This is a genomic window from Synechococcus sp. LTW-G (assembly GCF_054459035.1).
Window position 1 is genome coordinate 1 of the sequence record NZ_JBTKYW010000013.1, and the last position, 12563, is coordinate 12563.

Below are 12563 nucleotides of genomic sequence, written 5' to 3' on the forward strand. Positions count from 1 at the left end.
TGAGGTTGATCCTCAAACCAAACGGTTCAATCTCGGTTGAACCAGAAGCCCCCTCGCAAGAGGGGGCTTTTTGTTGGGGGGGCGCTAGGCCTTGGTCCAGATCACAGGCCGACGGCGGTTGGGATAGAGCTCCTGACAGAGGGGACAGACCCGCCCATCACAACCACGAGCCGTGCAGAACTCCCTGCCGTAAAAAATGATCTGCAGGTGCAGCTTGTTCCAGGCATCCTTGGGGAACAGCCGCTTGAGATCCGTTTCAGTGCGAGCCACGCTGACGCCACTGCTCAAGCCCCAGCGCTGAGCCAAGCGGTGGATGTGGGTGTCCACGGGAAAGGCCGGGACCCCGAAGGCTTGAGCCATCACCACGCTGGCGGTCTTATGACCCACCCCCGGCAGCGCCTCGAGGGCTGAAAAACTGGCGGGGACCTCACCCCCATGGCGCTCCAGCAGGAGCTCCGCGAGACGCTTGACGTTGCGAGCCTTGGTTTTCGCCAAGCCCAGCTGTCTGATGTGGCCCAGGATTTCGGACTCAGGCAGCGCCGCCATGGCCTGGGGTGTTGCTCCAGCCGCAAAGAGGGCTGGCGTGACCTCGTTGACCTTCTTATCCGTGCACTGGGCACTGAGTAAGACAGCGATCAAGAGGGTGAAGGGATCGCTGTGGTCCAACGGGACCGGCGTCTCGGGGTAATGCTCCTCAAGGCGCTGCATGATCAGCGCCGCGCGCTCCTGCTTCCTCAAGACCGAACGCTGCTGCAACCAAAGCCCAGTTTGTAGGCTCGCATCAGCGCACTCAGCCCATGGGAAGCAGCTTCGGCGATCTCTTCCGCATCAGCACCTTCGGCGAATCCCACGGCGGCGGGGTTGGCGTGATTGTGGAGGGTTGTCCGCCGCGACTGGAACTCGACCTCGAGGCGATCCAAGCCGAGCTGGATCGACGCAAACCAGGCCAAAGCAAGATCACAACCCCCCGCAAAGAAGACGATCGGGTGGAAGTCCTCAGTGGTCTGCTCGATGGGGTCACCCTCGGCACCCCGATCGCGATGGTGGTGCGCAACAAAGACCAGCGTCCCCAGGACTACAAGGAGATGGAGGTGGCCTTCCGCCCCTCCCACGCCGATGCCACCTACCAAGCGAAATACGGCATCCAGGCCCGCAGTGGTGGCGGGCGCGCCTCAGCGCGGGAGACGATCGGTCGGGTCGCCGCTGGGGCCATCGCCAAGCAGCTGCTGAGCAAAGCCCACGGCACAGAGGTGGTGGCCTGGGTCAAACGCATTCATGACATCGAGGCCGAGATCGATCCAGCAGCGGTGACCCTTGAGGCCGTCGAAAGCAACATCGTGCGCTGCCCCAATGCCGCTGTTGCGGAGCGGATGATCGAGCGGATCGAAGCCATCGGTCGGGAAGGGGACTCCTGCGGTGGCGTGATCGAGTGTGTGGTTCGCGGCGTGCCCGCCGGCCTAGGCATGCCCGTCTTCGACAAGCTCGAGGCCGATCTGGCCAAGGCGGTGATGTCCCTACCGGCCACGAAAGGCTTTGAGATCGGCTCCGGGTTTGCCGGAACCTTGCTCAAGGGCAGCGAACACAACGATGCGTTCTTGCCCACTGGAGATGGCAGCCTGCACACCGCCACCAACAACTCCGGCGGAATTCAAGGAGGAATCAGTAACGGCGAGGCGATCGTGATCCGCGTGGCCTTCAAGCCAACGGCCACGATCCGCAAGGCCCAACAAACGATCAATGCCCGGGGTGAGGCCACGACCCTGGAAGCAAAAGGTCGGCACGACCCCTGCGTGTTGCCCAGGGCCGTACCGATGGTGGAGGCGATGGTCGCCCTTGTACTGGCTGATCACCTGCTGCGGCAGCAGGGTCAGTGCAGCCTCTGGTGAGAGCGGATCAACGCAGGCTGGTCAGCTGAGCAGCGCCGTTGTTGCCGTTGGTCGAGGGTGCGGAACCCAAACGGCCGACGGCCTTCGCCATCCGCTTCGCCACTGAGCCACCGCGGGTGGCCCCGGTCTTCTTCACCGGGTTGCGTGCTGCTTTTTTCGCAACCGGCTTGGCCTTGGGCGCAACCTTGGATTTCGCGGCAGCGGCAGGCTTGGCCTTCGCGGCAGTGCTCGCAGCTTTCTTCGGAGCCGCTTTCTTCACCGCTGTGGCTTTCGCCGCAGGCTTGGCCTTGGCGGCAGCCCGCTTGGTGGTGGTTGCCGATGCCTTTTTGGCGGCGGTCTTCTTGGGGGCGGCTTTCTTGGGCGCCGCTTTACTGATGGTGCTGCGGCTGCGGTGGCTCAGGATCAGAGCCCATTCCGCATCCGAGAGGTTTGCGGGCTTGGCGCCATGGGCATTGGCGAGCTTGGCCGCTTTCTCAATGTCGGAAATGAGGTTTTTCCAAGAGGTCGCGAAACGCTTGTCGGATTGCGACTTGGCTCCGCTTTCAACCAGGGTCTCGACGACCCCAGCTGCAGAGACTTTCTTGCGGCGGCGATTGAAAATCTCCTTTTGGAGCTGAGCGATCAGAGCATCAGCTTTATCGCTCAACTTGATGGTGAGTTGAGACATAGGTCGAAAGACGTCTATCCCATGAGTAACACTCTGGACTCAACCTGACAACAAGTCGCCATTGGCGCGCTGCTCGAGCCATGCCAGCAGCGCCGTCAACCCTGGCCGCAATTGCAGGGGTTGCTGTGGGCCTTGAGACGTCTCAAACAAGCTCCCTCCCAAGGCCACCGCATCGACCCCAGACTCCAACCAGAGACGTGCATCCAGGGCTGACAACCCTCCTGCCGCAATGCAATAGGGCAATGGCGACAGGGGTCCTGCAAGCGAGTTCCAATAGCTCGGACCCAGACTGCTGGCCGGGAAAAGCTTCACCGCGGGAGCACCCAAGGCCTGAGCCCGTGCCACTTCCGACGGGGTGTAGACACCAGGAATCAAGGTGACCCCGGCCTGTTGGGCTCTCGCCAAAACCTCAGGCTCAAGGATGGGCGAGACGACATAGGCCAAACCGGCGGATTGAGCCGCCGCCAATCCCTTCAGGCATCGCACCGACGCAGCGCCCAGGCGCAGTGATGGAAAGGACTGGCGCAGCTCGATCGCCAACTCAACCCAGGCTGGAGTGAGCGCAACCGCCAGCTCAACATGGCGCAGACCTGCTTCAACCAGCAGGTTCAGTTGTTGCTGGGCCTGCTGACGCTCAGAAACACGAAGCACCGCCAGCACAGGCTGGCGGTGCAATCCCCTGAGAAGCCCAGAGGGATCTGAGGCGAAGACCTCAGACGTATTCAGCAACTCGGACATCGCTGCGGATCAACAGCTCCTGCAGATCCTCAGCATCCACCGTCTCGCGCTCAACGAGCATCTCAGCGAGCTCATCAAGAACGCTGCGGTTGCCGTTGAGAACGGCGATCGCCCGCTTGTAGGCCTCTGCCACCAGCAAGCTGACCTCTTCATCGATCGCAGCCGCGGTGTCTTCCGAGAAGTCACGCTCAGCTGCGATGTCACGGCCGAGGAACATGCCGCCCTGGCTGCGGCCCAGGGCCACAGGACCGAGGCGATCGCTCATGCCAAAGCGCGTGACCATCTGACGGGCCACCCGGGCCACCTGCTGGAGGTCGTTGGAGGCGCCGGTGGTGACTTCGTCTTCGCCGTAGACAATCTCTTCGGCAACCCGGCCACCCAGGGCAACAGCCATCTGGTTCTGGAGATAGGCGCGGGAGTACAGACCGGACTCCATGCGCTCTTCACTGGGGGTGAAGAAGGTCAGACCACCAGCGTTACCGCGGGGAATGATCGAGATCTTCTGCACCGGGTCGTAGTCGGGCATCAGGGCGCCAACCAAGGCGTGACCGGCCTCGTGATAGGCCACAAGGCGCTTGCGCTTCTCGCTCATCACCCGGTCCTTCTTCTCAGGACCAGCCATGACCCGCTCAATCGCATCATTCACCTCGTCCATGGAGACTTCGGTGAGCTGACGACGAGCCGCCAGGATCGCGGCTTCGTTGAGGAGGTTGGCGAGATCAGCGCCGGTGTAGCCAGGGGTCCGGCGGGCGATCTTGTCGAGATCAACGTCCTTGGAGAGGGTCTTGCCGCGGGCATGGACCCCAAGGATCTGCAGGCGACCGGCGTAGTCCGGGCGATCGACGACCACCTGGCGATCGAAACGACCGGGACGCATCAGTGCTGCATCCAGAACGTCAGGGCGGTTGGTGGCCGCGACGATGATGATGCCGGTGTTGCCCTCAAAGCCATCCATCTCCGTCAGGAGCTGGTTGAGGGTTTGTTCACGCTCGTCATTGCCACCGCCGAGTCCAGCGCCGCGTTGACGACCGACGGCGTCGATCTCGTCGATGAAGACGATGCAAGGGGCGTTCTTCTTGGCCTGCTCAAACAGGTCACGAACGCGGCTGGCGCCCACACCAACGAACATCTCGACGAACTCCGAACCGGAGATCGAGAAGAAGGGGACACCGGCCTCGCCGGCAACGGCCTTCGCCAGAAGGGTCTTACCGGTGCCCGGAGGACCCACCAGCAGGACACCTTTGGGGATCTTCGCGCCGACGGCGGTAAAGCGGTCGGGGTTCTTGAGGAAGTCGACGACCTCGGTCAACTCGAGCTTGGCCCCTTCAATACCGGCCACATCACCAAAGGTGACCTGGGTCTCGGGCTCCATCTGAACCCGGGCCTTGCTCTTGCCGAAGTTCATCGCAGGGTTGCCGCCACCGCCCTGGGCGCGGCGCAGCAGGAAGAACAGGCCACCCAGCAGCAGCAGGGGGAAAATCAGAGAACCAATGGCCTGCTGCCAAGCCTGGGGCTGACGGGAGGGCTCAACGGCGATGTCGACCTTGTGACCTTCGAGGAGCTTCAGCAGGTCCTTATCAGGGGCAAGGTTGACCACGGCACGCTGGCCGTCGTTCTCCACCACCTGGGCCGTACCCCGATCGGGAGCGATCAGCACACGGGAGACCTCGTTGGCTTCAACGGCTTCGACGAAGTCGCTGTAGCGGAGGGTGCGCGGCGCATTGGCGGGATCAGGACGATCCAGGAAGGCCGTGCCAACAGCGATCACCACTACAGCTAGGAGGACGTAAAGCCCCGCATTGCGCCAGCGCTTCTTCACTTGCTTCTCCGCTTGTTCGAGGACAGTGATTAAGGAATGTTAACCGGACTCAGGCTGCTGAACGCAGAACCTCGACAACGCTCTTAAACGCGAACCATTCGGGGATTTCCTCCCCACCGCGCAGCATCTGGCGGAACTGGGTGCCGCTGAGCTTGCGGATGTGCAGACCGCGGGCATCGGCGTGCTCAGCCGTCACGTAGCCCTCTTCCTCGGTGTAGACGAGGTTCAAGGACGGCACGGTCTCCATGCCCAGTTCAGGAGCGTTCTCACGGGCGAAGTCCTGGGCCTGATAGGGGCCATAGAAGTCCTCACCGCTGATGGAGGACTTACAACCAGCCATGTCGCGGCCAATGATGAAGTGGGTGCAGCCGTAGTTCTTGCGGATGATCATGTGCTGCAGCGCCTCCCGGGGCCCAGCCATGTGCATCGAGTAGGGGAGGTAGGCCCAACGGATGCGGGGGTTGTTCACCTCAGCGGCCAGGCGCTCATAGGTCTGGAAGCGAACAGCACCGGGGATGTCGTCGTCCTGGGTCGGTCCGCAGGTGGGGTGCACCAGGACCACGCCCTGATCGCTCACGTTGGTGGCATCGAGGGCCCGGGTGAAGAGCTCGTAGTGGGCGCGGTGGATCGGGTTGCGGCACTGGAAGGCCACGACGTCCTCGCCCTCAGGCAGGTTGGCGCGCACCTCAGCCGGGGTTTTGCAGGGGAAGACACGCTCGGGCAGCTCCAGGCCTTGGATCGAGCCACCCAGGTAGAAGCGACCGCGCTCGGTGGCGATCATCTTCACGGCAGGGTGCTCCAGGGAGGAGGTGCCATAGCAACCGACGGCTTCACGGGCCTTGTCGGGCTCCCACTTGCTCTCGACCGTCATCACCGCCAGCTCTTGACCGCGATAGGTCAGCAGCAGCTTTTGGCCGACGGCGATGTCCTCGCGATCGGTATCCATCACGATCGGCAGACCAAAGAGAAGGCCGCTGGTGGTGCGGTTCTTCTCCACCACCGAGAGATAGTCGTCCTGGTGCATGAAGCCGCGCAGCGGCGAAAAGCCACCCACCATCAGCAGCTCGACGTCGCAGGCATTGCGATCGGAGCACTCAACAACGTGATCCACGCCGGCCTTGAGCGCATCAAGCTGATCGGCAGGCACCCGCAGGTCCACAAGGGTGCCGCCGTGGGGAGCGATCAAACCCGAACGGGTTGCTGCAGCTGCGGAGGTCATGGCGGCGAGGGATGGATCCAATGCCGGCGATTCTCCCAGAGCACTCGGGAAACCATGAAAAAAGGGGGCTCCGAAGAGCCCCCTAATCAAACGTTCTGAGACCGGGAAGGGGATCAGGCCTTCTCGAGGCGGCCGTAGAGCTGACCAACGATCTTGACGTCGACAGGGTCATGGCTGCCCATGTCAGTGTCAGAGGGCTGAACAGCAGTGAAGACGCCTGCGAACTCACCGGTGGAAGCATCCACCTTGGTGATGGAGAGGTTCATCTCACCGGTGCCGTCGATGTAGCGCTTGCTGTTCTCACGGGCCAGCTCATCGTCCTGACCGTTCAGAGCAATCAGACCTTGGGCGTACTGAACACCGGTGGTCAGTGCACGACCCTTGGGATCGAGGAAGTTGGAAGTGCGGTAGCTGGGAACGCGATAAGCACCGTTGAGGTCGGTGCTGGTGCTGATGGCGGCGCCATCAGCGGTGGCGTCGAGCTCCTTGGAGGAGAAGGTGAAAGGCACTTCCTCACCACCGGGCAGCAGCACGGTGACGATCTGGAAGTCGATGCCGCCGAGCTCCTTGAAGTTGATGCCGTTACCGGTCACGGCCAGATCGCCGTAGACCTGGTCGAGGCTGGTGGTGAAACGGGTCAGGATCTTGGTGGCCACGAACTGGGCCTCCTGACGCTTGTTGGCGGGCTCGCCCTTCACGTACACCTCAGCGGGGTGCATGCAGACCTCGCGAAGCTGGTACTTGGTGTTGCTGTCGAGGGGGATGGACCCGCGGGCGGAGTCAGGAAGGGTCGGGCAGTCGTTGGCCAGACCGGTGTTGTGGATGTCGTCGTAGGTCAGATCAGCCCGATCAATAGCCTTCGCGCCGCCACTGCAAGCGGTCACGAGGGTCAAACAAAGGGCCAGCACGACGGCCAGCAAAGGACGGAAACGCATGGGGAGAAACCGGTCTGGCGGGGAAAACCTCAGGGATTGGGGTACGCCCGATCGGGATACTACCGGTGCAAAACGCCCATTCCGCGTACCATGTCGCGGCTCTCAACAACCTGTATGCGAGAGCGGCCGATTGAATTCCTTTATGAGCGACGCCAGCACCACCACACAGATCGACGAGAGCCTGGTCCGAGGCGACTGGGAAGCCCGCCTGAGCTCAGAGCTGGAGAGCCTCGAAGAGCTGGCCGCCGAGGTGGATGGTGAAGCACAGGCCCTTCTCCTGCTGCTGCGCCGGCTCGAGGAGCTGCACCGCACGATCCAGGACGGTGCCTTCCGCTCCAGCCTCCCTTCTGATCGCGGCGAGCTCTTCAACCTGTTGAAGGGCATGGAGAAAAGCGGCGGCTGGCCCTACATCCCCCGCCTGCAGCTCCGCACCTTTATGGATCTGCTTCAGAACGACGACGATTCAGCCATGGCCGCCTGAACAGGCCGCCAGAGCGGTCAGCAGCCGATGCGCCAAGGCGAGCTTGCCCATCGGTTCAACCCGCTGAACCGCCTCACCAGGGCCAAGGATCCAGCCCTCATTGGTCAGGTCACCAAATCCTGCTCCCGGCCGATCAATCGGGTTCGCGAAGAGCAGATCGCATCCCTTGCGAGCCCACTTGGCCTGGGCCTGAGGCAGCACGTCTCCAGTGTGGGCCGCGAAGCCGAGAATCCCTTGCCCAGCCGGACGGCGCTCGACCAGTCCCCGCAGAACATCCGGGATGGGCTCCCAACCCGCCTCCATCGCCAGCGCTAGGTCCTGCTTGTCGGGTTTGTGGCTGAAGCGTTGCTTCGGGCGGTGGTCCGCAACAGCCGCGGCCATCGCAATCGCATCGGCCTTGGGCTGAAGCGCCTCGAGGGACGCCTGCAGCTCCGCTCCGGTCTCAATCGGATGGCAGTGCAGACCATCGAGCCAAGCCGGCTCGAGCTGGAGGGGCCCATGCACCAGATCCACCTCAGCCCCGCGCAGACGAGCGGCCTGGGCAAGCAGGACCCCCATGCGACCGCTGCTGGGATTCGTGATGCAACGGGCTGGATCAAACCACTCGCGGGTGGGGCCAGCACTCACCAGCAGCCGGCGTCCCTGCCAATCGCGCTGCCAACCCCAGAGCGCCAGCGACTCCAGCGCCAGCAGCAGGGATTCAGGCTCGGCCATCCGCCCAGCCCCTTCGCGATCACAGGCCAGCAGTCCGGCGGCGGGCCCCAAGGGCAAGACCCGCTCGAAGTCCTGGAGGTTTTGCCAATTGCGGCTGACCCCCGGTGAAGACCACATGGCTGTATTCATCGCCGTAGCCGCCAGGACTGGCGCTTCCGTGGCCAGCAGCAGAGAGGCCAGGAGGGTGTCGCCCAGCCCGTAGACCCAGCGGCCCAGGCTGGTGGCCGACAACGGGGCCAGCAGCACCAGCTCTGCCCACTCGGCCAACTCCACATGCAGCGGGCGGGCGGCGGTGTGACTCCACTGGTCGGCGTCCAGATAGCAGCGCTGACGGCTGAGGCTGGCCAGGGCCACCGGACTGACCAGTTGCGCAGCGCTGGGGGTCAGGACACAACGCACCTCGGCGCCGCGCTTGGCCAAAGCACTGACCACCAGCGGGAGCTTGACCGCGGCGATGCTGCCGCTGATCCCGACCAGAACGCGACGCCCCTTGAGGGGATCAGCCAAGGACTCAGTCCTCATCGAAAGGCTCTTGATCCACCAGGTGCACGTAGGGCCGCGCCAACTCCGGACGGTGAATGGCGATGGCACGGAGCAGGTGCCAATCGTTCAAGGCCGCAAACGGACTGGGGTAGTCGTCCTGATCCAAACGTCGCCCCAGTTCCTCCATCGAGGCCTCGGTCTGGGCAGCGATCAACTCAGGGGTGATGGAAGGGGAAGCGGTCATGGCCGTTGAAGACTGATAAGTTCTGGCCAGGACAAGGATTCTTCCTGGTCTTTAGGGGAATTAGCTCAGCTGGTAGAGCGCTGCGATCGCACCGCAGAGGTCAGGGGTTCGAGTCCCCTATTCTCCATCCACCCTTGAAGTCCCTGTGCGGATCTGGCCATGAACTGGAAACCAGAAGCAGAGGCCAAGCTCAAGGAGATCCCTTTTTTTGTGCGCCCAGCCGCCCGCAAACGGATTGAAGGGATGGCCAACGAGGCTGGACTGGATGTGATCGACGAAGCCTTTTTCGAGGACGCCAAGGCCAAGTTCGGCCAGAAGTAGGGCCGCGATCCACCCTTGTGGGGTTTGACGGGCTGGCTGCGGCCAAGTCTCTGCTAAAGGGCGATGGGGTAAAAGGGTTTAGCTTTCGAGACCTTTCCCGCTCATGTCGCAGTCGAAGCGCGAGCAAGTGGTGAGCCACCTGCGTTACATCCGCCAAGAACTGCGCGAGATGCATCAAGGCGTGATGGAAGACGGTCTCCTGCCTGAAGCCGGCGAGGTGCGGGGCGTGATGGCCCAGATGGAGGCACTGCTGGAACTGCTGGAAGGCAAGGGCAGCCGCAAAGCCAAAGATGCCGACAGCTGAAGTCAGCTGATCCACTCAGCCCGGGGATACCCGGGCTTTTTTAATGCCCCTGCGGTAAACCTCAAGGCAACCAGACCACACCGCCCCCCCCTGACCCTGACGCCCCCACCTCAGCGCACCAGGCTGCAGCGCAACCTGGGTGGAGCCTGGCCGCGCCTAGAGCGCTGGGCGAGCAATCCCTGGCGACGGCTCTCGGTGCTGCTGATCGTGCTGCTGAGCACCTTCTTCCTGGGGAATGCCATCGCCACCCTCACGGGCGCGCGCTCCTTTCTGGATCCCCCAGCCGCCCTGCTCTGCGTGTTGGCGATCGAAGCCGCGATTCGCCTTAGGGGCCCACTGCTGCGGAACACCAGTAACCCTTTGGGGCTACAGCTCTTGGACATGAGCCGGGTGGGGTTTTGCTATGGCCTGCTGCTGGAAGGCTTCAAGCTGCTCTGAGCTAACCGGCGGCCAGGAGATACAGCAGGGCCATCCGAATCGGGATGCCGTTGGTGACCTGCTCCTCCACCAGACAGAGCGCCGGGTCATCCAACAGAGCACCACTCATCTCGACCCCACGGTTGACCGGACCGGGATGGAGCACAGGAATCTTGCCCTGCAGGCGCCCATGGGTGAGGCCGAAACGGCGGTGGTAACTCTCGAGGCTGGTGAGCAGGTTTTGGTTCATCCGCTCCTTCTGCAGGCGCAGGGTCATCACGGCATCGGCGCCGACCAAGGCCTGATCGAGATCGCGCTCGATCCGGATGCGGCCCCGCTTGGCGACTGGGTCGCTGGCCTGCCCAGGCGGCGGGGCATCCACGAACTGCTCAAAGGCCTGCGGCAGCAGGGTGGCGGGCCCGCAGAGCACCACCTCGGCGCCGCAGGCGGTCAGGGCCCAGAGGTTCGATCGGGCCACACGGGAATGGAGGATGTCGCCGACGATCACAATCCGCCGGCCCCGCAGCGCTTCAGGCGTTGGGCTCTCGGGGTTGAACTGACGCGCCAGGGAAAACAGGTCCAGCAGTCCCTGGCTGGGATGACTGTGCAGGCCGTCTCCACCGTTTAAGACCGCCACACGATCACCGCTGAGGTCAAGGTCGTGGGCCAACGAGGCGGGAATCCCGGTGCAGCGGTGACGCACCACCAGTAAGTCAGCTCCCATGGCCACATAGGTGCGCACCGTGTCGAGCAGGCTCTCCCCTTTACTGAGGGAACTGGAGGAGGGAGAGAAGCTCTGGACATCGGCCGACAACCGTTTTGCCGCCAGCTCGAAGCTGCTGCGGGTGCGGGTGCTGGGCTCAAAAAACAGGGTGGTAACGAGCTTGCCCTGTAGGGCTGGCAGCTTGCGGGCGCCACTGGTGGGCATCGCCCGAAACCGCTGGGCCAGCTCTAAAACAGTGGTGTAGTCCTCAAGCGAGAAGGCCGCCAGATCCAGCACATGGCGGTGGGTCCAGTCGCTCAAGGTCTGAGGCAAGCGTCAACTGCAGGCTAGAAGCCCATGACGCAAGAGGCCACGTCCCAGGCCTGGGCCAGAGGTGGATTGCGATCTCCCTTGGCACGTCGACTGATACTGCGGCTGCTGCGGAGGTACCAACGCCAAGGCCAGTCCTGCCCCTGACTGATGCCGATCCGGGTGGTTTGAACCAGCTCCGCTTCACTTAGCTCTGGCAAGCGAGGGGCCAGCCAAAGCCCCTGCGTAGGGCTGCTGGGGCAGCAGTCATGGCTGCGGTCCAGGCCAAAGCGGCGAGCCAGCAGGGCCGGACCCGCGGCAATCCGCTCCGGCTCCCCCGGCATCGCCAGGGCACGGAGCAGAACGCCGTTGGCCCAGTCAGCCCTATGGGTCACCACGTTCACGCAGTGGTGGATGCCATAGCTCACATAGACATAAAAACGCCCTGGCTCACCAAAGAGCGTTTCGTTGCTTGGGGAGCGGCGGCGAAAACCGTGGCAGGCGGGGTCGTCCTGGGAATACGCCTCGGTTTCAACCACCACGCCCCAAAGCAAGCTGCCGTCCTCTTGGCGTTTCACCAGCAGGCAACCGATGAGGTCGGGGGCGACCAGCTCGGCAGGGCGGGCGAAGAAGGCTTGGGGGAGGGCTGGGAAGTCTTGGGTGATGGGCTGGGTGGCTATGGGAGTGGCTTTGGCGATGGGGCTTTCTTAGATTGGCGTCAAGCAGGTGATGCGGCGTGGGCAAGCCCAAGCGGAGTGGCACTGGGTTCTCTGCCAAGCCAGCAGCAGCCCCCAAGCAGCAGATCACCAAGAGTTCTGGGGAGCAAGCCGCAAAAGAACAACAGGCTGTTGCACTCATCAATCAAGGGAAACTTCAAGAAGCAGAAGCGATTTATAGAGACCTGATTGCCGCTGGAACAAGAAATCACATTGTCTATGGAAATCTGGCGGCGATCTGCTTGATGCAGCACAGGCTAGGAGAAGCAATAACCAACCTCAACAAAGCACTTGAACTCAAGCCCAACTACCCAGACGCTCACAACAACCTGGGTAATGCTCTCAAGGAGCAGGGTGACCTAGGCGCTGCCATTGCCTCCTACAACACTGCTCTTCAACTCAAGCCCAACTACACAGAGGCTCACAACAATCTGGGCATTGCTCTCAAGGAGCAGGGTGACCTAGACGCTGCCATTGCCTCATACAACACCGCTCTTCAACTCAAGCCCAACTACACAGACGCTCACAACAACCTGGGCAATGCTCTCCAGGAGCAGGGCAACCTAGACGCTGCCATTGCTTCCTACAACACTACTCTTCAACTCAA

Annotated in this window: 16 protein-coding genes and 1 tRNA gene; 7 read left to right on the forward strand and 10 right to left on the reverse strand. The window is 62.7% G+C overall.

The annotated features are described in order from the left end of the window. Positions 1 to 84: 84 nt before the first annotated feature. Entirely contained in the window at positions 85 to 738 is a 654-nt protein-coding gene (gene nth / locus ACXIQ9_RS12385; RefSeq protein ID WP_296418768.1) for an endonuclease III, read from the reverse strand. A 59-nt stretch (positions 739 to 797) separates the two neighbouring features. Here nth and aroC point away from each other — a divergent pair, with 59 nt between their 5' ends. Beyond that, complete coding sequence (gene aroC / locus ACXIQ9_RS12390; RefSeq protein ID WP_010314571.1) at positions 798 to 1886, forward strand: chorismate synthase; 1089 nt, start codon at positions 798 to 800, stop codon at positions 1884 to 1886. Between the two features lie 7 nt (positions 1887 to 1893). Here aroC and ACXIQ9_RS12395 read toward each other — a convergent pair whose 3' ends face one another. The 5 genes from ACXIQ9_RS12395 to ACXIQ9_RS12415 form a co-directional block, all read right to left on the reverse strand. Continuing rightward, entirely contained in the window at positions 1894 to 2553 is a 660-nt protein-coding gene (locus ACXIQ9_RS12395; RefSeq protein WP_247476284.1) for a hypothetical protein, read from the reverse strand. 39 nt (positions 2554 to 2592) lie between these two features. Further along, complete coding sequence (locus ACXIQ9_RS12400) at positions 2593 to 3291, reverse strand: bifunctional 4-hydroxy-2-oxoglutarate aldolase/2-dehydro-3-deoxy-phosphogluconate aldolase (protein WP_459016829.1); 699 nt, start codon at positions 3289 to 3291, stop codon at positions 2593 to 2595. Further along, complete coding sequence (gene ftsH3, locus ACXIQ9_RS12405; protein ID WP_010314566.1) at positions 3266 to 5110, reverse strand: ATP-dependent zinc metalloprotease FtsH3; 1845 nt, start codon at positions 5108 to 5110, stop codon at positions 3266 to 3268. Before ftsH3 ends, ACXIQ9_RS12400 begins: the two co-directional genes overlap by 26 nt. Before the next feature lie 49 nt (positions 5111 to 5159). Next, positions 5160 to 6329 (reverse strand): sulfate adenylyltransferase, encoded by a 1170-nt coding sequence (gene sat / locus ACXIQ9_RS12410; RefSeq protein ID WP_459016830.1) that lies wholly within the window; start codon positions 6327 to 6329, stop codon positions 5160 to 5162. 113 nt (positions 6330 to 6442) lie between these two features. Then, complete coding sequence (locus ACXIQ9_RS12415) at positions 6443 to 7264, reverse strand: photosystem II manganese-stabilizing polypeptide (protein WP_010314562.1); 822 nt, start codon at positions 7262 to 7264, stop codon at positions 6443 to 6445. A 142-nt stretch (positions 7265 to 7406) separates the two neighbouring features. On the opposite strand from ACXIQ9_RS12415, the gene ACXIQ9_RS12420 reads away from it, so the two are divergent. Further along, positions 7407 to 7745 (forward strand): hypothetical protein, encoded by a 339-nt coding sequence (locus tag ACXIQ9_RS12420; RefSeq protein WP_010314559.1) that lies wholly within the window; start codon positions 7407 to 7409, stop codon positions 7743 to 7745. Here the strand turns inward: ACXIQ9_RS12420 and coaBC are convergent. Together coaBC and isiD are read right to left on the reverse strand one after the other, a co-directional pair. Continuing rightward, complete coding sequence (gene coaBC, locus ACXIQ9_RS12425) at positions 7728 to 8981, reverse strand: bifunctional phosphopantothenoylcysteine decarboxylase/phosphopantothenate--cysteine ligase CoaBC (protein WP_459016831.1); 1254 nt, start codon at positions 8979 to 8981, stop codon at positions 7728 to 7730. The genes ACXIQ9_RS12420 and coaBC overlap by 18 nt on opposite strands. Then, on the reverse strand, positions 8971 to 9186 hold the full coding sequence (gene isiD, locus ACXIQ9_RS12430; RefSeq protein ID WP_010314555.1) for a protein IsiD: 216 nt from the start codon (positions 9184 to 9186) through the stop codon (positions 8971 to 8973). The genes coaBC and isiD overlap by 11 nt, the downstream gene beginning before the upstream one ends. A gap of 54 nt (positions 9187 to 9240) precedes the next feature. Between isiD and ACXIQ9_RS12435 the strand changes: the two genes are divergently transcribed. From ACXIQ9_RS12435 to ACXIQ9_RS12450, 4 genes are all read left to right on the forward strand, one after another. Then, positions 9241 to 9313, forward strand: a tRNA-Ala gene (locus ACXIQ9_RS12435). Between the two features lie 32 nt (positions 9314 to 9345). After that, a complete protein-coding gene (locus ACXIQ9_RS12440; protein ID WP_010314554.1) occupies positions 9346 to 9507 on the forward strand; it encodes a PCP reductase family protein in 162 nt (53 codons plus the stop codon). A gap of 103 nt (positions 9508 to 9610) precedes the next feature. Beyond that, entirely contained in the window at positions 9611 to 9811 is a 201-nt protein-coding gene (locus tag ACXIQ9_RS12445) for a hypothetical protein (protein WP_010314552.1), read from the forward strand. A 195-nt stretch (positions 9812 to 10006) separates the two neighbouring features. Next, positions 10007 to 10249 (forward strand): DUF565 domain-containing protein, encoded by a 243-nt coding sequence (locus ACXIQ9_RS12450; protein ID WP_459016832.1) that lies wholly within the window; start codon positions 10007 to 10009, stop codon positions 10247 to 10249. A 1-nt stretch (position 10250) separates the two neighbouring features. On the opposite strand, the gene ACXIQ9_RS12455 is transcribed toward ACXIQ9_RS12450, so the two are convergent. Together ACXIQ9_RS12455 and ACXIQ9_RS12460 are read right to left on the reverse strand one after the other, a co-directional pair. Continuing rightward, positions 10251 to 11252, reverse strand: coding sequence for an aspartate carbamoyltransferase catalytic subunit (locus ACXIQ9_RS12455; protein WP_247476290.1), 1002 nt, complete (start codon positions 11250 to 11252; stop codon positions 10251 to 10253). A 26-nt stretch (positions 11253 to 11278) separates the two neighbouring features. Then, complete coding sequence (locus ACXIQ9_RS12460) at positions 11279 to 11938, reverse strand: DNA-3-methyladenine glycosylase (RefSeq protein ID WP_459016834.1); 660 nt, start codon at positions 11936 to 11938, stop codon at positions 11279 to 11281. Between the two features lie 38 nt (positions 11939 to 11976). Here ACXIQ9_RS12460 and ACXIQ9_RS12465 point away from each other — a divergent pair. After that, the coding region (locus tag ACXIQ9_RS12465; protein ID WP_459016833.1) for a tetratricopeptide repeat protein at positions 11977 to 12563 on the forward strand (587 nt) is incomplete at its 3' end.